This window comes from Ruegeria arenilitoris (assembly GCF_013035315.1).
GTDB lineage: Bacteria > Pseudomonadota > Alphaproteobacteria > Rhodobacterales > Rhodobacteraceae > Ruegeria > Ruegeria arenilitoris_D.
This window is the reverse complement of the sequence record NZ_WQHP01000008.1, coordinates 119,600-138,182: the sequence shown is the minus strand read 5'-3', so window position 1 is coordinate 138,182 and position 18,583 is coordinate 119,600. Positions and strand designations below refer to the sequence as shown.

Annotated in this window: 19 protein-coding genes; 13 read left to right on the top strand and 6 right to left on the bottom strand. The window is 58.2% G+C overall.

Features of this window, described 5'->3' with window-relative positions:
* Positions 1-17: 17 nt before the first annotated feature.
* Both GOV53_RS17240 and GOV53_RS17235 read left to right on the top strand, forming a co-directional pair.
* Complete coding sequence (locus GOV53_RS17240; protein WP_170468643.1) at positions 18-1,004, top strand: fatty acid desaturase; 987 nt, start codon at positions 18-20, stop codon at positions 1,002-1,004.
* 89 nt (positions 1,005-1,093) lie between these two features.
* A complete protein-coding gene (locus GOV53_RS17235) occupies positions 1,094-1,696 on the top strand; it encodes a helix-hairpin-helix domain-containing protein (protein WP_170468642.1) in 603 nt (200 codons plus the stop codon).
* Between the two features lie 54 nt (positions 1,697-1,750).
* On the opposite strand, the gene serS is transcribed toward GOV53_RS17235, so the two are convergent.
* Positions 1,751-3,043, bottom strand: a complete 1,293-nt coding sequence (serS, locus tag GOV53_RS17230; RefSeq protein WP_170468641.1) for a serine--tRNA ligase — start codon at positions 3,041-3,043, stop codon at positions 1,751-1,753.
* A gap of 72 nt (positions 3,044-3,115) precedes the next feature.
* Complete coding sequence (locus GOV53_RS17225; protein ID WP_170468640.1) at positions 3,116-4,780, bottom strand: mechanosensitive ion channel family protein; 1,665 nt, start codon at positions 4,778-4,780, stop codon at positions 3,116-3,118.
* A gap of 201 nt (positions 4,781-4,981) precedes the next feature.
* Between GOV53_RS17225 and yajC the strand changes: the two genes are divergently transcribed.
* The 10 genes from yajC (at position 4,982) to GOV53_RS17175 (ending at position 11,972) form a co-directional block, all read left to right on the top strand.
* A complete protein-coding gene (yajC, locus tag GOV53_RS17220) occupies positions 4,982-5,269 on the top strand; it encodes a preprotein translocase subunit YajC (protein ID WP_170428181.1) in 288 nt (95 codons plus the stop codon).
* Between the two features lie 33 nt (positions 5,270-5,302).
* On the top strand, positions 5,303-6,964 hold the full coding sequence (gene secD, locus GOV53_RS17215) for a protein translocase subunit SecD (protein ID WP_170468638.1): 1,662 nt from the start codon (positions 5,303-5,305) through the stop codon (positions 6,962-6,964).
* Between the two features lies 1 nt (position 6,965).
* A complete protein-coding gene (gene secF / locus GOV53_RS17210; protein WP_170428175.1) occupies positions 6,966-7,934 on the top strand; it encodes a protein translocase subunit SecF in 969 nt (322 codons plus the stop codon).
* The gene (locus GOV53_RS17205; protein ID WP_170468636.1) at positions 7,921-8,697 is read left to right on the top strand and encodes a TSUP family transporter; all 777 of its coding nucleotides are present in this window, start codon (positions 7,921-7,923) and stop codon (positions 8,695-8,697) included. The genes secF and GOV53_RS17205 overlap by 14 nt, the downstream gene beginning before the upstream one ends.
* Positions 8,684-9,037, top strand: coding sequence for an Mth938-like domain-containing protein (locus tag GOV53_RS17200; protein ID WP_170468634.1), 354 nt, complete (start codon positions 8,684-8,686; stop codon positions 9,035-9,037). Before GOV53_RS17205 ends, GOV53_RS17200 begins: the two co-directional genes overlap by 14 nt.
* A 148-nt stretch (positions 9,038-9,185) precedes the next feature.
* Positions 9,186-9,800 carry a heme ABC exporter ATP-binding protein CcmA gene (gene ccmA / locus GOV53_RS17195; RefSeq protein WP_170468632.1) on the top strand — a complete coding sequence of 205 codons (615 nt, stop codon included), beginning with the start codon at positions 9,186-9,188 and terminating at the stop codon, positions 9,798-9,800.
* The gene (gene ccmB, locus GOV53_RS17190; RefSeq protein ID WP_170468630.1) at positions 9,797-10,453 is read left to right on the top strand and encodes a heme exporter protein CcmB; all 657 of its coding nucleotides are present in this window, start codon (positions 9,797-9,799) and stop codon (positions 10,451-10,453) included. The genes ccmA and ccmB overlap by 4 nt, the downstream gene beginning before the upstream one ends.
* 61 nt (positions 10,454-10,514) lie before the next feature.
* A complete protein-coding gene (locus tag GOV53_RS17185; RefSeq protein WP_170468628.1) occupies positions 10,515-11,288 on the top strand; it encodes a heme ABC transporter permease in 774 nt (257 codons plus the stop codon).
* Positions 11,285-11,443 (top strand): heme exporter protein CcmD, encoded by a 159-nt coding sequence (gene ccmD, locus GOV53_RS17180; RefSeq protein ID WP_170468627.1) that lies wholly within the window; start codon positions 11,285-11,287, stop codon positions 11,441-11,443. Before GOV53_RS17185 ends, ccmD begins: the two co-directional genes overlap by 4 nt.
* Complete coding sequence (locus tag GOV53_RS17175) at positions 11,436-11,972, top strand: DsbE family thiol:disulfide interchange protein (protein ID WP_170468625.1); 537 nt, start codon at positions 11,436-11,438, stop codon at positions 11,970-11,972. The genes ccmD and GOV53_RS17175 overlap by 8 nt, the downstream gene beginning before the upstream one ends.
* Positions 11,973-12,082: 110 nt before the next feature.
* On the opposite strand, the gene acnA is transcribed toward GOV53_RS17175, so the two are convergent.
* On the bottom strand, positions 12,083-14,773 hold the full coding sequence (gene acnA, locus GOV53_RS17170; protein ID WP_170468623.1) for an aconitate hydratase AcnA: 2,691 nt from the start codon (positions 14,771-14,773) through the stop codon (positions 12,083-12,085).
* A 229-nt stretch (positions 14,774-15,002) separates the two neighbouring features.
* On the opposite strand from acnA, the gene GOV53_RS17165 reads away from it, so the two are divergent.
* Positions 15,003-15,704 carry a DUF1223 domain-containing protein gene (locus tag GOV53_RS17165; protein WP_170468622.1) on the top strand — a complete coding sequence of 234 codons (702 nt, stop codon included), beginning with the start codon at positions 15,003-15,005 and terminating at the stop codon, positions 15,702-15,704.
* On the opposite strand, the gene GOV53_RS17160 is transcribed toward GOV53_RS17165, so the two are convergent.
* The 3 genes from GOV53_RS17160 to GOV53_RS17150 all read right to left on the bottom strand — a co-directional run bounded on the left by GOV53_RS17160 (position 15,705) and on the right by GOV53_RS17150 (position 18,425).
* Positions 15,705-16,628, bottom strand: a complete 924-nt coding sequence (locus GOV53_RS17160; RefSeq protein WP_170468620.1) for a lysophospholipid acyltransferase family protein — start codon at positions 16,626-16,628, stop codon at positions 15,705-15,707.
* 91 nt (positions 16,629-16,719) lie between these two features.
* The gene (locus GOV53_RS17155; protein WP_254439318.1) at positions 16,720-17,796 is read right to left on the bottom strand and encodes a flagellar motor switch protein FliG; all 1,077 of its coding nucleotides are present in this window, start codon (positions 17,794-17,796) and stop codon (positions 16,720-16,722) included.
* Between the two features lie 86 nt (positions 17,797-17,882).
* Positions 17,883-18,425, bottom strand: a complete 543-nt coding sequence (locus tag GOV53_RS17150) for a tetratricopeptide repeat protein (protein WP_170468616.1) — start codon at positions 18,423-18,425, stop codon at positions 17,883-17,885.
* Positions 18,426-18,583 lie beyond the last annotated feature (158 nt).

The window sequence follows — 18,583 nt, the reverse complement described above, 5'->3', positions numbered from 1 at the left end:
ACGTGGGGAGCGGCTGGATGGATCTGAGGGAATACACAAGGCAATACGCGGTTCAGGACAATAGATTGGCCGCGCTGAGCTATTTCGGAACGTTCGCGGTGTATTTTACATCGCTGGCGCTGGCGATCATTTATGTAGACCGCTGGTATGTGATGGTTCCTGCCGGGATCGTCTTTGCTTTTTCTGCGGTGCGTCTTTATGTGCTGCAACATGACTGCGGGCATCATTCGTTGTTTGAAACCCGCGCGCAGAATGAATGGGCAGGGCATGGGCTTTCACCGTTCACATTTGCGCCGTTTGAGGTGATGAAGCAGAACCACAACCTGCATCACGCCGGGATCGGGAATCTGGAGCACCGTGAAACGGGCGAAATCCACACCATGACCGTGCGCGAATGGGAAAACGCCGACTGGAAAACGCGTCTTTTCTACAGGCTTTACCGAAATCCGTTCATCCTGGTTCCGGTTGGGGCACTGTTCACCTATTTCATTCGCTATCGCTGGCCCAAAAATACCGTCCGGTTTGGAGTAGTGGGCGTGGTGTTGCATAACCTGTCCATCATCGTGTTCCTCGGACTTTTGTACCTTCTCGCCGGCACGACTGGCATTTTGGTGTGGCTGGTGTTCTCGCTTCTGGGCGGCATGCTGGGTGTGTTTCTCGTCTATCTTCAGCACAATTTCGAAGACACTTACTGGGACCGTCGTCCCGAGTTGGACCCTCAGTTGGCCGCGCTTCAGGGCTCATCTGCCTTGGATTTTGGGTGGTGGTTCGACAATGCGGTCGCATGCATCACGCTGCACGACATTCACCATTTCAATGCACGTATTCCGTCTTATCGGCTTCGGGCCTGCCACTATAACCTACCGCCGGAATACACTCCGCGCCGGATCAAGTTCCCCGAGGCCGTGGCCGCATTGAACCTGAAATTATGGGATGAAGAGGCGAAACGCCTTGTACCCTTTCCGCGCAAGGATCAATCAGGACGGTTCGCTCATAGCAATTGATACAAAAAACCTTATGCTCGGACATAGGGTTGCGAGACTGTATATCTTGTGTATATACGGATTGCAAGGATAGACAGAAAGGACAGAGAATGACCGCAGTGACCGAAATCAAAGGTGTAGGTGAGGCACTTGGACAGTCTTTGACGTCTAATGGGTTCAAGACCGCAGAAGCCATAGCCAAGGCAACCCCCGCTGATCTGGTCAAAGTTCCTCGCATCGGTGAAGCGCGCGCGGCTGTATTGATCGCCGCGGCCAAAGAGGCGATCGCGCCTAAGGCAGCCGCCGCAAAACCTGCTGCAAAGCCGACCGCGCGGCGCGCGCCTGCCCGCAAGGCAGCAACCCGAAAACCGGCGACGCGCAGGCCCGCGGCCCGCAAGACCGTGGCCGCCGCCGCTGCTGAGAAACGTGCGGAAGAGGCTGCGCGCAAAGCGGCCGAGGAAAAGGCGGCTGCAGAACTGGCAGCGGCCAAAGCACGCAAGAAGGCGAAGGCAAAAGCCAAGGCTGAAAAAGCCGCCAAAAAGCTGCAAGAGATAGAGGCTGTCTTTTCCAAGGCCAAAGACAAGGTGAAAGCCAAGGCCGAGAAAGATAAGAAAAAAGACAAGAAAGACAGCAAGAAAAGCGCCGACAAAAAAGACAAGAGTAAAGATAAAAAGAAAGACAAGAAGAAGGATAAGAAAAAGGCGAAGAAGTAGAACTTCCTCGCCCTTGATCTTTCGGAACCGGCGCCCGTTTGGACGCCGGTTTTCTTATGCCAGCGTGCCGTCCAGCTGCAGGGTCAGCTTGCCGCCCAGATAAGGGGCCAGCACTTCAGGCAGGGTGACGGTGCCGTCGGCGTTCTGACCGTTTTCCAGAACGGCAATCAGGCAACGGCCGACGGCCAGACCCGAGCCGTTCAGCGTGTGAACGTATTCCGGTTTGCCGCCCCCTTCGGGACGGAAGCGTGCGTTCATCCGGCGGGCCTGGAAATCACCGCAGGTCGAGACCGAACTGATCTCGCGATAGGTGTCCTGACCCGGCAGCCATGCTTCGATGTCGAAGGTCCGGCGCGCGCCAAAGCCCATGTCGCCGGTGCACAGGATCACAGTGCGATAGGGGATGCCCAGCTTTTCCAGGATACCCTCGGCACAGCGCAGCATGCGTTTCTGTTCCTCATCCGAATTATCCGGATGGGTGACCGAGACCATCTCGACCTTTTCGAACTGGTGCTGACGCAGCATCCCGCGCGTGTCCTTGCCTGCCGACCCGGCCTCCGACCGGAAGCAGAGCGAGTGGGCTGTATAGCGGCGGGGCAAATAGCTTTCCTCGATCATCGTGTCGTTGACGATATTGGTCAACGAAACCTCGGAGGTTGGGATCAGCCACCAACCTTCGCGGGTCTGATAGCTGTCCTCGCCGAATTTTGGCAGTTGGCCGGTGCCCTGCATCATCTCGGACAGAACCAGAACCGGGCCGTTCACCTCGGTCAGTTCGTTCTCGTTGATATGCGTGTCCAGCATGAACTGCGCCAGCGCACGGTGAATGCGGGCGACACCGCCGGACAGCAATACGAAACGCGAGCCGGAGAGTTTTGCCGCCGTCTCGAAATCCATTCCGTTCTGAACGGATTCAATCTCGAAGTGCTCTTTCGGCGCAAAGTCCAGTTCCCGCGGAGTGCCCCAGCGATTGACTTCGACGTTGTCGTCTTCGTCCGCACCTTCGGGCACGTCCTCGGCCGGCAGGTTGGCGATGCGGATCAACTGATCCGTCAGCAGCGCGTCCAAATCCTTGGCCTCGGTCTGCATCTGAGCGATTTCAGCCTTTTTCTCGGCCACCAAAGCGCGCAGGCGCTGGAACTCATCCTCGTCACCACGGGCTTTGGCTGCGCCGACTTCTTTGGAGGCCTTGTTCTGTTCCGCCTGCGCGGTTTCAGCGGCCAGAATCTTGGCCCTGCGGCTTTCGTCCAGCCTCAGCAAATCTGACGACACCGGCGCGTCCCCACGGCGCGCAAGTGCGGCGTCGAAGGCGGCTGGGTTTTCGCGAATGGCGCGGATGTCGTGCATGGTTCAGATCCTTAAATGCGTGAATCACTGAAACCGCTTATGCACCATCTGAAAGGCAGGGTGTAGCGCCGGTTACGACTTATCCGCATCCTCGTGTGTTTCATGCGCCAGGTGGCCATCCCAATGCTCGGACGGGATCTTGGGTTCGGGCGGATCGGCCATGTAAGAGGGCGTCATGATCTGGACGCCATTCTCATTGAAAACGGCCACGATATTGCGATGCAGATCCGACCGGATTTTCGGAATGATACTGCCGCGAGTCGTATAGCCGTTGATCTGATAGTTGATCGCGTAGTCGGCCAGGGCGGTCCACAAAACAAAGGGTTCGGGCTTGGACTTGATGCCCTTGGTGCGATTGGCAGCCTCGATCAGCATCGCCTCGACCTTTTCCGGTGGCTCTTCGTATCCGATGCCGACAGTGGTGTGCAGCAGCAGCCCGCTGCCGTCCGTTTTCTTTGAAAAATTCACCACATCGGAATTCATAAGCTGCGCGTTGGGGATCGAGATCAGCTCGTTCTTTATGGATTTCAGGTGGGTTTCCATCAGCTTGATCTGAACCACGTCACCGATGTGATCGCCGATCTGAATCCGGTCGCCGATTGAGGTCGAGCGGCGGTAGATCACGAACAGCCCTGCCAGCATGTTGGACACGACTGAGTTTGCACCTAGCGACAGCATCGCGCCCACGAGGATGGTCAATCCCTGGAATGCAGCCGAGTCCGACCCTGGGATGTACGGGACGGCAAAGACCAGGGCGATCAGGATCACAACAACGCGCGCGATGTTGAAGGTCGGGCTGACCCAGTGTTTTTCGAAATCGCCCATGTCGAATGAGCCCGCTTCGACCGCGTCAAAGAACACCCGCATCCCTTTGATAATGTACATCGTCACCCAGGTGATCAGGCCAAGCATGATCATGTTGGGGATATAGCTGAGTATGCCCTTGAAGATCAGCAACACGGGCTCTGTCAGGTAGGTCAGCAGTAGCTGCGCGAAATAGCGGGTTTCAGCGAATGCCAGCAGAACGAAGGACAGGTAATAGTAGAACCCAAGGAAGAAGATGATGAGCAGAACGAAGTTCAACCCATACCGCACCAGCGCGGCAATTGCCTCGGCTTGCACGCTTTTGGCGGTCGCTGTCTCCACGTCTTTAAGGTGTCGTTTGACGAGTTTTAGTGTTTTGCGCCGAATGCGACGGTGCACCCATAGGATCGCCACCACAAACGCAACAAATCCCAAGGTCCAAGCGGCCGCCTCGATCGCGCCAGATACTCTGGCTTTTTCGGTGCGGTTAGCACGGTAGGCTTCGATGGATTGCTTGATCGCGTTCCCGTGCAACACGCTCAGAACGCTGAGCTCCATCTGATCCAGTTCGGCGTCAGCTGCCGTGACGATTGAGACCCTCTCACCATCCGCAATTATCCAGATGCCGATCTCGGTTTCCTCATAGGTGATCTCGACTGTTGGCGCGTCCGAAGCCTCGGCAATTTCGATGATCTTGTTCTGGACACCTTCAGCCCGCTCCGGCGCGGGCAGGGCGCTGGAGCCCCGGACCTGGAACAAAACGTCACCGTCCACGATGACCGGAGCCATGAAAGCATCCGATTCCTCACCCTCGGGTGTGACCGTGTCGGCCGGCGTTTCCTGTGCCCGTGCGACATCTGAAAACCAAAGGCTCGACGCCAAGGCTGTCAGAAAATAAACCAGCAAAAGGAAGGGCTTGAATTGCCGTACCATATGTCCCCCTTAACCCAAACTATACCCGGATTCAGCAGGGTGCCTAGGACATATCTGCAACGCCTGGATTGTTCTTTGCACAGTGTTGCCACGTCAGGGCGGGGCACAGCGATGCCTTTGCTTGCAAAGGGGCAACTCAGAGCATAGGTTCTCGCCAAATTTGCGGAGCGTGTCCGCAGCATCTAGACAAAGGAATATCCCATGGAAGGTGGCGCAATCGCCCAGTTTCTCCCGCTGATCCTGATCTTCGCGATCATGTATTTCCTGCTGATCCGTCCGCAGCAGAAAAAGATGAAGGAACATCAGGCCATGGTCGAGGCTGTGCGCCGCGGCGATCAGGTTGTCACCCAAGGTGGATTGATTGGCAAAGTCGCCAAGGTCAAAGAAGGCGAGAACGAAATCGAGGTCGAAATCGCCGAAGGCGTCAAGGTTCGCGTCGTCAAGTCGACCATCGCTCAGGTTCTGAACAAGACCGAACCGGCGAAGTAACTTCGCGCGACAATTCCTTGAAAAGGCAGGGTAATGCTGCAAATTGATACCTGGAAGCGGGTTCTGATCTGGTCGGTCTGCGTGATCGGCCTGCTGATGGCCCTGCCGAATGCGTTTTATACGCGCGTCGAGCAATCCAACGATGCCAAGGCCGCAATCGAGCTTGGCATCGACACCCCTGAAATGCGGGCCGAAGCGGCGCAGTGGCCAAACTGGCTGCCGTCGTCTCTGGTCAATCTGGGCCTCGATCTGCGCGGCGGTGCACATCTGCTGGCAGAAGTTCAGGTCTCGGATGTCTACGAATCCCGGATGGAGGCGATGTGGCCGGAAATCCGTGATGCGCTGCGGGATGAACGCGCCACCGTTGGCACGATCCGCAAACAGGAGTCGGCTCCCGACGAAATTAGCGTCAAAATCAGCCAGCCAGAGGGCATCAACCGCGCGCTTGAGGTTGTGCGCGGATTGGCCCGACAGGTGCAGACCCTGACCGGAGTAGGGGCCACGGACATCGAAGCGCGCGCCGAAGGCGACACTATCGTTGTTCAGCTTTCCGAAGCGGAAAGGCTGGCCTCGGACGACCGCACCGTACGCCAGTCGCTTGAGATCGTGCGCCGTCGTATCGACGAAGTCGGCACGCGCGAACCCACGATTCAGCGCCAGGGCGCGGACCGTATTCTGATTCAGGTTCCCGGCATTGGCAGCGCGGGTGAGTTGAAAGAGATTATCGGCACCACCGCGCAGTTGACCTTTAATCCGGTCGTTGGACGGGGCACGAATGAAAACGCTGTGCCAGGCATCGGCGAAAAAATCATCCCTTCCATCGATGAGAACGGTATCTTCTACACCGTCGAGTCCGCTCCTGTCGTCACCGGCGAGGAACTGGTGGATGCCCAGCCATCCTTTGACCAGAATGGACGCCCGGCGGTCAGCTTCCGGTTCAACACGTCTGGCGCACGCAAGTTCGGCGACTACACGCTGGAAAATATCGGCCAACCGTTCGCAATCGTTCTTGATGATGAGGTCATTTCGGCCCCTGTGATCCAAAGCCACATCCCCGGTGGTTCAGGTATCATCACCGGCAACTTCACAGTTGAAGAAAGCACCAATCTGGCCGTCCTGCTGCGTGCGGGTGCCCTGCCTGCGGGGCTGGAGTTCCTTGAGGAACGCACCATTGGCCCAGAACTCGGACAAGACAGCATCGACGCCGGTAAGGTGGCAACAATCGTGGCCTTTGTCGCCGTGTTGACCTTTATGGCGCTTAGCTATGGTCTGTTCGGTATCTTTGCCAACATCGCTCTGATCATCAACGTGGGCCTTTTGTTTGGCCTGTTGTCCCTGATCGGCGCCACGCTGACTCTGCCCGGCATCGCGGGCATCGTTCTTACTGTGGGTATGGCGGTGGACGCCAACGTGCTGATCTTTGAGCGTATTCGCGAAGAACTGAAATCCGCCAGAGGGCCGGCCCGGGCCATCGAGCTGGGCTATGAAAAGGCGTTGTCGGCCATTTTGGACGCGAACGTGACCACCTTCATCACCGCTGTGATCCTGTTTGCTATGGGCAGCGGTCCGGTGCGCGGTTTCGCAATCACACTGGGCCTTGGTATTCTGACCTCGGTCTTCACCGCGATCTTCGTGACGCGTCTGATGATCGTCATGTGGTTCGAACGCCGCCGTCCGAAAACGATCGAGGTTTGACATGAGACTGAAACTCGTACCCCAGAACACCTCGTTCGACTTCTTCAGTCGCTGGAAAATCTGGCTGGGCATTTCCGGCCTGATGATGGTGATTGCCTTCACCTCATTCATGATCCAAGGCCTGAACTTTGGCATCGACTTCCGCGGCGGGACCACTATCCGAACCCAAAGCGCCGAGGTCGTGGACGTTGGCGCCTATCGCGATGCGATCGCTCCGCTGGAACTGGGCGACGTGACCATCACCGAAATTTTCGATCCAACCTTCGGGCCTGATGAAAATGTCGCGATGATCCGTATTCAGGCTCAGGCCGAGGCAGAAGCAGTGTCGGCTGAGACCGTCACAGCGGTTGAAGAGGCGCTAAAGATTGCGGCTCCGGATATTCAGTTTGTCTCGGTCGAATCTGTTGGCCCCAAAGTCTCGGGCGAATTGATCCAAACGGCGGTCATTGCGGTCGCGCTGGCGATTGGCGCGGTGCTTGTCTACATCTGGCTGCGCTTTGAATGGCAATTCGCTTTGGGTGCGGTCGCAGCGCTGGTGCATGACGTGATCCTGACCATCGGGATCTTCTCAGAGCTTCAAATCCGGTTCGACCTGGCCATTATCGCCGCGTTGCTGACGATTGTGGGGTATTCGCTGAATGACACCGTGGTCGTGTTCGACCGTGTGCGCGAGAACCTGCGGAAGTACAAAAAGAAAGACCTCAAAGAGGTGCTGAACATCTCGATCAACGAAACCCTCAGCCGGACGGTCATGACCTCTGTCACGACCCTGCTGGCGCTGATCTCGCTCTATGTGCTTGGCGGGGACGTGATCCGTGGCTTTGTCTTTGCCATGATCTGGGGTGTGATCGTGGGGACGTACTCATCGGTCTTTGTGGCTTCTACCATCCTGTTGTGGCTGGGTGTCAAGCGCGACTGGTCCAAACCGTCCAACAACGCGGGCAATCAGTTCGCGAATGTGGACGCTTGATCTGTTCGGCCAGTCCCCGACGGGGCTGGCCGTACTCTTTTTTGCAGCTTTTCTAAGCGGAGTCGTGCGCGGGTTTTCCGGGTTTGGGACCGCGCTGATCTTCCTGCCTCTGGCGACACCGTTTCTGGGCCCGTTCGGGGCGCTGATCGGGCTGACCATCATGGACATCTTCGGACCACTGCCCAACCTGCGACGGGCATGGCGAGCCGTGGATCGCGGCGACCTTGTGCGGTTGCTGCTGGGATGCGCCTTGCTTCTGCCGATTGGCTTGTGGCTACTTACACTGGTCGCGCCTGAGGTGTTCCGATACGCGGTCAGCCTTTTGGCCCTGTTGTTGCTGGCAATCCTGATCCTTGGCCTGCGGTATCAGGGCCGTGTGCGGCGCGCGATGGTGACGGCAATTGGTGGTGCCGCCGGATTTTTAGGTGGTGTCGCAGGCCTGCCTGGACCTGCCGTGATCCTGTTCTACATGTCCCGTCCGCTGCCGATCGAGGTCATCCGTGCCACCATCCTGCTGTTTCTCTTCGGGTTTGATTTCCTGATCTTTGGCTTCCTGTCCGCCATGGGGCGCGTGACGCCCGACAGCATCTTTCTGGGGCTGGCGCTTTCGGTCCCAAATCTGTTGGGCAACTGGCTGGGCGGCCGGATGTTCAACCCGGAAAAAGAGAAACTCTACCGCTATGCGGCCTATATCGCGATCGCGGTTGCCGCCTTGTCGGGGTTGCCTATATGGGGCATAGAGGACGCCCATGCGATTGAATGAGATCACATATAACAACGCTGTGCCGATCGACGGCTATGGCCCCGGTTTCTTCCGCATCGGCGGTCAGGTTTACGAGGGCGCGGTTCTGACAGGCGCGCAAGGTACCACAGCTTGGGGTGGTTATGATGATCGCGATCCGCTGCTTGCTCTGGCCGAAAATGTTGACGTCTTGCTTATCGGAACCGGCGCCGATCTCACGCACATACCCACAGACCTTCGCAGCGCGATGGAAAAGGTTGGTATCGGCGTCGAGATCATGAATGCACCAGCTGCCTGCCGGACATACAATGTTCTGCTGTCCGAAGGTCGCCGCATCGCGCTCGCTTTGATCCCCGTATAACCGGATCCTCCTTCATCTGGCCCAAAATACCTCGGAGAGCGCGAGAGGCTGGCCTCTCGCTCCCGCACCCGACAAATTGCTCGGCCCTGCTGTCCCTGCGGCAAATCTCGCCTTTTGCCCCTGTCCGCAATGAGATAAGCGGGACTGCATGACACTGACCGTGACCGACCTAGCCATCGCCCGTGGCGGCATTCCCGTTCTGGAAGGACTTACCTTCTCGCTACTGCCAGGGCGCGCGCTGATCCTGCGCGGGCCAAACGGTATCGGCAAAACGACGCTGCTGCGGACTTTGGCCGGATTGCAGTTGCCACTGGCGGGTACGGTCAAGGGGGCCGAGGATCAAATTGCCTATGCTTCGCATTCCGACGGACTGAAGCCGACGCTGACGGTGGTGGAAAACCTGACCTTCTGGGCTTCGGTCTTCGGAACGCAGGATATTCAACCCGCACTGGATGCCTTTGAACTGAACGAGTTATCTGACCGCCATGCTGGGAACCTTTCAGCCGGTCAGAAGCGCCGCCTTGGTCTGGCCCGGATGCTGGTCACCGGGCGGTCGATCTGGATGCTGGACGAGCCGACCGTGTCGCTGGACAAGAACGCTGTACAAATGTTTGCCGATGCCGTACGCGCGCATCTGGGGCAGGGGGGCTCGGCCCTGATCGCGACCCATATCGACCTTGGCCTCGAAGGCGAAGTTCTGGATGTGGGCCCCAACAAAGCCAAGCCAAAGCCCATCGACGATTTTGACGGAGGCTTCCTGTGATCGCCCTTTTGTTGCGCGACCTGAAACTGGCCTTCCGTGCCGGAGGGGGCTTTGGGCTGGGGCTTGCGTTCTTCCTGATCGTGACCGTTCTGGTACCTTTTTCAGTGGGCCCACAATCCTCGCTGCTATCCACCATCGCGCCCGGTATCCTGTGGCTGGGGGCGCTCTTGGCCTGCCTGCTGTCGCTGGACCGACTGCTTGCATTGGATTGGGAGGACGGGTCGCTGGACCTGCTGGCCACCGCGCCGTTGCCGCTTGAGGCTGTCGTGTCGATCAAAGCGCTGGCGCATTGGCTGACGACCGGTTTGCCATTAGTTCTGGCCGCGCCGTTTCTGGGTGTTTTGCTGAACCTGCCGGTGCCTGGCTTTTTCTGGCTGGTGATCTCGCTGCTGATAGGCACCCCGGCCATGAGCGTTATTGGAACCTTTGGTGCTGCCCTGACCGTGGGCCTGAAACGCGGCGGGTTGCTGTTATCTCTGCTGGTTCTGCCGCTTTACGTTCCAACACTGATTTTTGGGGCCGAAGTCGCCCGTCGCGGGGCTACTGGGATGGAAACGCAGACCCCTTTGCTTATGCTGGGCGGGATCACCGCGGCTACGATTGCGTTGCTGCCGTTTGCTAGCGCCGCGGTGTTGCGGATCAACCTTCGGTGACGCGGTCGCAGTTTGACTGATGTCAATTGAGAACAAGCACGACTCGGACTAAGTAAGGCCCATGTCTATAGCAGCCAAAGCCAACACCCTCTGGGAATACGCCAACCCACGCAAATTCCTGGCAACCAGCGAACGGGTTCTGCCGGTTTTCTGGATTTCGTCCGCCATTTGCCTGGTCGTTGGCCTGATCTGGGGGTTTTTCTTCACACCGGATGATTACAAGCAAGGCTCAACGGTCAAGATCATCTATCTGCACGTGCCTTCGGCGCTTATGGCGATCAATTGCTGGCTGATGATGCTGGTAACTTCGCTGGTCTGGCTGGTGCGACGCCACCATGTCAGTGCGCTGGCCGCGCGTGCGGCAGCTCCGGTCGGGATCGTGATGACACTGATCGCTCTGGCAACCGGCGCGATCTGGGGCCAGCCGATGTGGGGCACATGGTGGGCGTGGGACCCGCGTCTGACGTCGTTTCTGATCCTGTTTCTGTTCTATCTGGGCTATGTCGCCCTGTGGGAAGCGATCGAGGATTCTGACACGGCGGCTGATCTGACCTCGGTCCTGTGTCTGGTGGGGTCGGTTTTTGCGCTTCTTAGCCGATATGCCGTGAACTTCTGGAACCAGGGCCTGCATCAGGGGGCTTCGGTGATGCGTGCCGCAGCGGTGACCGGTGCAGATACGGAAGAGAAAGTCTCGAACATCTACTTCTACCCTCTGCTGCTGTGCATGATCGGGTTTGTTCTGCTGTTCATTGCGCTGGTGCTGTATCGGACCGGAACTGAAATCCGAGCGCGGCGGATAAAGGCGCTTTTGGCACGGGAAAGGGTTAGCGGATGATGCCTGATCTTGGAAAGTATGCGGACGCGGTCCTGTGGTCCTATGCGGCGTCGCTGGCATTGTTGGTTGCCCTTGTGGTTCTTTCGGTCCTGCGTGGCCGCAAGATCCGGGCCGAGATGGAAAAGGTTGAAAACAGGATGACGCGCAATGGCTAAGATTTCACCATTGATGATCGCTCCGCCGTTGATCTTCGGTGCTTTTGCCGTACTGGCCGGTATCGGCATGTTCCGCGAAGATCCCAATGCGCTGCCATCAGCGCGCGAAGGTCAATCCGCCCCGCCGGTCGTTCTGACCGAGTTTCCGGGCAAGACGTTGTTTGACGATGCCACCTTGCGGGATGGTGAGGTCAAGCTGGTGAACTATTGGGCCAGTTGGTGTGCCCCGTGCCGGGCCGAGCATCCAAACCTTGAGGCGCTGTCGGAAGAGGGCATTCCGGTCTATGGCATCAACTACAAGGACCAACTGGCCAATGCGGATGCGTTCCTGACCGAGCTCGGTGACCCTTACGAGGCGATAGGGCGGGATGAGCAGGGTCGCATGGCGCTGGACTGGGGCCTTTATGGCGTGCCCGAGACCTATGTCGTGGATGGAAATGGCACGATCATTTTGCGTTTCGCTGGTCCGATCACTCAGCGTGTGATCGAAAACACTATTCGCCCGGCCCTGGAAAAGGCCGGTCAGTAACCCGAGCTGTTGCCAAGCGGTGCGTGCCTTCGGCACGCGCTCTTTTCTTGGGTTTGGACGTGAGGTGCTGAATGCAAAAGCCCCGGCGCAGAGGCCGGGGCTTTGGTCTTTTAGCCTGCTTTTGCCAGGTTCCTGAGAACGTATTGCAGAACACCGCCGTTTTCGATGTATTCGATCTCGGGCGCGGTATCGATCCGGCATTTCAGCGTGATCGTCTTCTCGGTGCCGTCGCCATAGACGATGGTGCAGGGCACCTCTTGCAGCGGTTCGACCGTGTCCAGACCGTGGATCGAGACGGTTTCGTCGCCCTTCAGGCCCAGCGTTTTGCGGGTGTCACCGCCGGTGAATTCCAACGGGATGACGCCCATACCAACCAGGTTCGAGCGGTGGATGCGCTCAAAGCTTTCGGCGATCACGGCCTTGACGCCTAGCAGCGCCGTACCCTTGGCCGCCCAGTCACGCGAAGACCCCGCGCCGTACTGTTCACCGCCGAATACCACCAGAGGAACGCCCTGTTCCTGATAAGCCATCGACGCCTCATAGACCGAGGTCTGCTGACCATCGGGGCCCTTTGTGTAACCGCCCTCGACACCATCCAGCATCTCGTTCTTTACGCGGATGTTGGCGAATGTGCCACGCATCATGACCTCGTGGTTGCCGCGGCGCGAGCCATACGAGTTGAACTCGCGCGGTTGCACCTGACGGTCGGTCAGATATTTTCCGGCTGGCGTGGTCGTGGCAAACGACCCGGCGGGCGAGATATGGTCGGTGGTGATCATGTCGCCAAGGATCAGCAGAACCTTCGCACCGTCGATGTTCGAGATCGTGCCCGGTTCGGCGCCCATGCCCTGAAAGTAAGGCGGGTTCTGGATGTAGGTCGAGGTCGGAGGCCAGTCATAGGTTTCCTGTTGCGGAACTTCGACGCCTTGCCATTTCTCATCGCCTTTGAAGACGTCAGCGTATTTGGACTGGAACGCCTCGCGGGTCACGGTTGCTTCGACTAGTTCGGCAATCTCGCTTTGGGTCGGCCAAATGTCTTTCATGAAGACATCATTTCCGTCCTTGTCCTGCCCAATCGGTTCCGATGTCAGGTCGATACCCATCGTGCCCGCCAGCGCATAGACCACCACCAGCGGCGGCGAAGCCAGATAGTTGGCGCGCACGTCCGGTGAGATCCGGCCTTCGAAGTTTCGGTTGCCTGACAGGACCGAAGTAGCGACCAGATCGCCCTCGGAAATCGCCTCTGAGATTTCCCGCTGGATCGGGCCGGAGTTCCCGATGCAGGTGGTGCAGCCATAGCCGACAAGGTTGAAACCGATAGCGTCCAGGTGCTGTTGCAGACCTGCGGCCTCAAGATACTCGGACACAACCTGCGATCCGGGGGCCAGAGATGTTTTGACCCAAGGCTGACGGTTCAGGCCCAGCTCATGCGCCTTTTTCGCCACCAGACCGGCCCCGATCATCACATAAGGGTTCGAGGTGTTGGTGCAGGAGGTGATCGAGGCAATCACAACCTTGCCCGACTCCATGCCGTATTCTTCGCCTTTGACCTCGACCTGTTTACCCATCGGGCGCTTGAAGGTCTCGGCCATCTCTTTGGTGAAGGCCGCCTTGGCGTCAGTCAGGGCGACATAGTCCTGCGGGCGTTTGGGACCCGAGATCGCAGGGACGATCGTGCCCATGTCCAGCGTCAGCGTGTCGGTATAGATCGGGGCGTAGTTCTCATCACGCCAGAGACCGTTTTCCTTGGCGTAGGCTTCGACCAGCGCCAGACGCTCCTCATCCCGGCCGGTGTTGCGCATGTAGCGCAGGGTTTCACCGTCGATGGGGAAGAAACCACAGGTCGCGCCATATTCGGGGGCCATGTTGGCAATCGTCGCGCGGTCAGCCAGCGGCAGACGGTCCAGACCTTCGCCGTAGAACTCGACGAACTTGCCGACGACTCCCTTTTCGCGCAGCATTTCAACGACCTTCAGAACAAGGTCGGTGCCAGTAGTGCCCTCGACCATCGAGCCGGTCAGTTCAAAGCCCACAACCTCGGGGATCAGCATCGAGATTGGTTGACCCAGCATCGCGGCCTCAGCCTCGATCCCGCCGACACCCCAGCCCAGAACGGCCATGCCGTTGACCATGGTGGTGTGGCTGTCGGTGCCGACCAGCGTGTCAGGGTAGGCGACCTCATCCCCGTTCTGGTCGGTGTCGGTCCAGACGGTCTGGGCCAGATACTCCAGGTTCACCTGGTGACAGATGCCGGTTCCCGGAGGCACAACGCGGAAGTTGTTGAAGGCCGACTGACCCCATTTCAGGAACTGATAACGCTCCATGTTCCGCTCATACTCGCGGTCCACGTTCATCTGGAACGCGCGCGGGTTGCCGAATTCGTCGATCATGACCGAGTGGTCGATGACCAGATCCACGGGGTTCAGCGGGTTGATCTTTTGCGCGTCACCACCTAGCCCCTTGATGCCATCGCGCATTGCGGCCAGATCGACCACGGCCGGAACACCGGTAAAGTCCTGCATCAGAACGCGGGCAGGGCGATAGGCAATCTCGCGTGGGTTCTTGCCGCCGTTGGTCGCCCATTCGCCAAAGGCTTTGATGTCGTCGACCGAGACGGAAAAGCCGTCATCCTCAAACCGCAGAATGTTTTCCAAGACCACTTTGAGCGCGGCGGGAAGGCGCGAGAAATCGCCCAAACCGGCCTCTTGCGCGGCGGGGATCGAGTAATAGGAAATGGATTTACCGTTCACGCTTAGGCTGCGGCGTGTTTTGGCAGTATCTTGTCCGACTTTGATGGGCATCTGTGGCCTCCCTCTGAAATGACTTAGGTCTCGGGATTCGCTAAGTGATATCTGCATCACCAAAGCCTTTGGTTCAAGAACCAAGGCGATGCGCTGCGCCTAATGTATACCATTGCACACAGATTTTAAGAGGCACGAGGGTCGCATGCCTCAAGAAACCTTGATTGGAGGTTGAACGGGCATGCCGCTAAACCAAACTGTGCACCCAGCCAAAATCCTGAGACCCATAATGATCAAATCTGTTCGCGCAACCGCACTTGTTTCCTTTTTCCTCGCCACCGCCGCTGTGGCCGAGAATGACCCGGTTGTGGTCGAACTTTTCACCTCGCAAGGGTGTTCGTCCTGTCCGCCCGCGGATCGGATCATGCATGATCTGGCCAAACGGGATGACGTGATCGGTCTGGCTCTACACGTGGATTACTGGGATTACATCGGCTGGAAAGACGAATACGCTGACCCCGATCACACATTACGTCAGCGCGCCTATGCCCGCGAGGGCGGGCGGTCGATGATCTATACGCCTCAGATGGTGGTGAACGGTCAACAGGACGTGGTCGGGGCGCAATCGCGCGAGTTGGACCGTCTGATCAACGCGCACCTCAAGGCGGCAGCACAGGCTTCGGTCTCGGCAACGCGGTCAGGGGATGATGTGACAGTGAGCGTTACGCCGGTCGAATTGCCTGCTGGTGAAACTTACAACGTGCGGGTCATCCAGTATTCGCCGATGCGCCATGCATCGATCCGGCGCGGAGAGTTGGCTGGGCATGAGCTGGACTATGCCAATGTGGTCGAAGACTGGCATATGGCCGGACAATGGGACGGAGCGGCCCCTCAGGCGTTTTCTGTCACGTTGACGTCGGATCTGCCCGCTGTGGTTTTGGTCCAGAGGGCCGGGCATGGCCCGATCGTTGCGGCCACGCGGGTCAAGTGATCAGGGCATGTCCTCGGGCTGAACGCCCAGCCCGTTCCACGTTTTCCAGCGCCGGTGAATCCAGAACCATTGTCCCATGTGCTTTTTCACCATGGCTTCTAGGTCATCATTGGTGAACTGAGTCATGGTCTTGGGATCCGTATGCGGAACCGGGTCGTGCAGGACGATTTCAAAGTCCACACCATTGGGCTGACGCACGGCATAGCACGGGATCAGAACGGCGTTGTACTTCATCGCCAGCTCTGCATTCAGCACCGAAGTCACGGCGGGTTTGCCAAAGAACGTCAGTTCTTCGCCACCATGTGCGTGCAGATCCGAGACAATCGCAATGATCCCGCTTTTCTTGAGCGAACGCACCATTTCGACCATCCCGCGGCGGCCCTGTTCGAACATGGGTGAGCCGGTCTTGTAGAACGCCTCGACATACTTGTCGTTAAAGTATGGGTTTGCCATGCGCCGGTACAGGCATCCGATGGGTTGGCCGCTGCGCTCTTGCAGGGCGATGCGGGCCGCCAGGTAGTGACCGAAATGAGCCGTGATCATCATGATCGGGCGGCCTTCGGCTATGGCCGCATCAAAGGCCGCGACGCCGGAGCCGCTGACCTTCGCATTGCGCTGGCGCTCGGTGAAACCTTCGGGCGAAAAATGCTCCATGATTGCGCGGCCCGCATTGTCGGGCACGGCGCGGCAAATCCGCTTGACCTCATCCTCGGGGAGGTCCGGGCAAGTCAGTTTCAGATTGCTGCGCACCCGCTTGGTGAAGCCAATCAACGGAGACAAACCCCGCGCAATCGCACCCATGGTCGCCAGGCGGGCTTCATAGGGCAGCAGTCGCATGGCCCCGATGACGCCTTTCATGAACAATCCGGTGATGTAGTATTTTCTAAGCTCTGTGCGGCTTAGTTCCGACTTTTCGACGGGCATATTCTGGTCTCACCGGCTGTTGCGATTTGCCGGGTCAGACATACAAGGCAGAAACCGCAACCACAAGCGTTGCGAAGCACAAGGGTGGAAGTCAGTCTTCACTGTCCTCCTCGATAAGGGTTATGGCCCCTTCATCAACCAGCGTGCGAATGGCGCCAACGATCCGGGTCATGGCGTCCTCGGCTTCGGAGAGTTTGACCTTGCCGCGTTCTGAAATTTCCTCGCGCAGGTTGTCGGCCATGCGGCTGGACATATTGGACAGCATGAAATCGACCGCGCCCTTGTCTTCGTCGGTGGCGGCCCCGGCCAGTGCGGTCACAAGATCAGCCTGATCCACACCGCGCAGAACCGCGGGAACATCACGCGGCAGAATGCGCGCGGGGATGTGGGCAAAGGTAAAGATTGAACGGCGTACTACCGCGGCAAAATCCGTGTCTTCTTCGTCCAGTGCCGTTAAAAGCCCGTCGCGCGTGGCGGCGGCAGATTGGTTCAGGATGGCCCCGGCCCGCACGCCGGGACCATCGCTGAAGGCTGTGGCTGGTCGCTGATCAAGTTGCGCCGCCAGCGACCAGCCAATCCGCTCGACCGCTTCGGGGGTGATGTTTGCCGTCTTGGACACCGCATAGGTTATGCGCCGGGCGATGGGGCCGGGCAGATGTCCCAGCAATTGTGCGGCTTTGGCCGTCTCCAGTTTGGAAAGCATGACCGCGGCGATCTCGGTACTTTCGGCCTGCGCCATCTCGGCAAGATCTTCAGTTGGGATTTCGCGTAACCTTTGCCAGGGATCACCGATCTGGCGCACTCCGGCCTCTTTGCGCAACCGGGCCGCAGTTGCGGGGGCGATCCGATCGCTGACCGCATCCAGCGCTCCGGCCAGCCCATGAGGAAAGGACAGACCGACACTGTCCAGTGCTTCGGCAAATTCATGTGCGACGGATGCCAGCGTGACCCGGTCCACAAGCCCCATCTGCCCAAGCTGATGGGTCAGCTTTTCCTGCAGGTCGTCTGGCAATTCCTCCAAGGGAATATCAGCGCCCTCATTCAGCAGAAGGCGTACAACGACGGCTGCCTTTTGCCGATTGCTCAGCACTTTGGGAAGGACACGCGGTGCGTCGATATCCCGACTGTCCGCGACAGGAGCGGCTGCACCCGGCGCAAGTTGTACCAAAGAATTTGTGTCCTGCATCTGCCTGTGGTGCCAAGATTCTGTTCCACAGGCAGAGTATCGGGAAACGGGTAAAGAAAGGCTGAAGCCTAGTAGCTGTAGGTCAGCCCTCTCTGGATCGCTTCGCGCAGGGATGCTTCGGCCCAGGTACCTTCACCGCCGCGCGCCTTGATCTCGCGCCACTGAGCAATTGCCAGATCGGTTTTGCCTTCGGTCACAAAACCCTGACCCATGTAGCTGCGGGCCAGCAGGTTGTCGGGGTTCGCCGCAATGGCATCCGAGTAATAGGCGTTTGCCAGATCAAGCTCGCCCATTTTGCGATAAGTAAAACCCCAATAGGTCAGAACGCGGTCGTCATTCTGATCCATTACACGCAGGATTTCCTGCGCACTCTCGAGCTGGCCGTCATAGGCCAGTTCGCGCACGGCGTCATACAGCTCGTCTTGGGAGAAGTTGGTTTTGTCGGGCTTCACGCAGCGTCCGGCGTCCTTGTCATAGACGCGGCCGAACAGGCACTTCTTGGTGGTGTTGGTCGGTTTTGGCGGGCTGCTGCTGTCACCTCCGGCAGCCAGCGCGACCGGCGCGACGGCAAAGGCCTGAAGGGCAATGGCTGAAGCGAGTAATAGACGCATTTTCCTACTCCGTTTTCGGGGCTTCTTTAAGAAAGCATAGTGCGATCTTCAAAAAAGCTAACAACCGAAGGCTCGCGTTTATTCACGAATAGGAAAATTTTTTCTCAGCTGTTTACAATTTTGGCGCAAGTTTGGGTTTCAGCATCCCAAAATGTGCC

Bases quoted from the DNA above. Each gene is read 5' to 3' on its own strand.
- GOV53_RS17240 (WP_170468643.1), top strand. From the start codon at position 18: ATGGATCTGAGGGAATACACAAGGCAATACGCGGTTCAGGACAATAGA.
- GOV53_RS17235 (WP_170468642.1), top strand. From the start codon at position 1,094: ATGACCGCAGTGACCGAAATCAAAGGTGTAGGTGAGGCACTTGGACAG.
- serS (WP_170468641.1), bottom strand. From the start codon at position 3,043: ATGCACGACATCCGCGCCATTCGCGAAAACCCAGCCGCCTTCGACGCC.
- GOV53_RS17225 (WP_170468640.1), bottom strand. From the start codon at position 4,780: ATGGTACGGCAATTCAAGCCCTTCCTTTTGCTGGTTTATTTTCTGACA.
- yajC (WP_170428181.1), top strand. From the start codon at position 4,982: ATGGAAGGTGGCGCAATCGCCCAGTTTCTCCCGCTGATCCTGATCTTC.
- secD (WP_170468638.1), top strand. From the start codon at position 5,303: ATGCTGCAAATTGATACCTGGAAGCGGGTTCTGATCTGGTCGGTCTGC.
- secF (WP_170428175.1), top strand. From the start codon at position 6,966: ATGAGACTGAAACTCGTACCCCAGAACACCTCGTTCGACTTCTTCAGT.
- GOV53_RS17205 (WP_170468636.1), top strand. From the start codon at position 7,921: ATGTGGACGCTTGATCTGTTCGGCCAGTCCCCGACGGGGCTGGCCGTA.
- GOV53_RS17200 (WP_170468634.1), top strand. From the start codon at position 8,684: ATGCGATTGAATGAGATCACATATAACAACGCTGTGCCGATCGACGGC.
- ccmA (WP_170468632.1), top strand. From the start codon at position 9,186: ATGACACTGACCGTGACCGACCTAGCCATCGCCCGTGGCGGCATTCCC.
- GOV53_RS17185 (WP_170468628.1), top strand. From the start codon at position 10,515: ATGTCTATAGCAGCCAAAGCCAACACCCTCTGGGAATACGCCAACCCA.
- ccmD (WP_170468627.1), top strand. From the start codon at position 11,285: ATGATGCCTGATCTTGGAAAGTATGCGGACGCGGTCCTGTGGTCCTAT.
- GOV53_RS17175 (WP_170468625.1), top strand. From the start codon at position 11,436: ATGGCTAAGATTTCACCATTGATGATCGCTCCGCCGTTGATCTTCGGT.
- acnA (WP_170468623.1), bottom strand. From the start codon at position 14,773: ATGCCCATCAAAGTCGGACAAGATACTGCCAAAACACGCCGCAGCCTA.
- GOV53_RS17165 (WP_170468622.1), top strand. From the start codon at position 15,003: ATGATCAAATCTGTTCGCGCAACCGCACTTGTTTCCTTTTTCCTCGCC.
- GOV53_RS17160 (WP_170468620.1), bottom strand. From the start codon at position 16,628: ATGCCCGTCGAAAAGTCGGAACTAAGCCGCACAGAGCTTAGAAAATAC.
- GOV53_RS17150 (WP_170468616.1), bottom strand. From the start codon at position 18,425: ATGCGTCTATTACTCGCTTCAGCCATTGCCCTTCAGGCCTTTGCCGTC.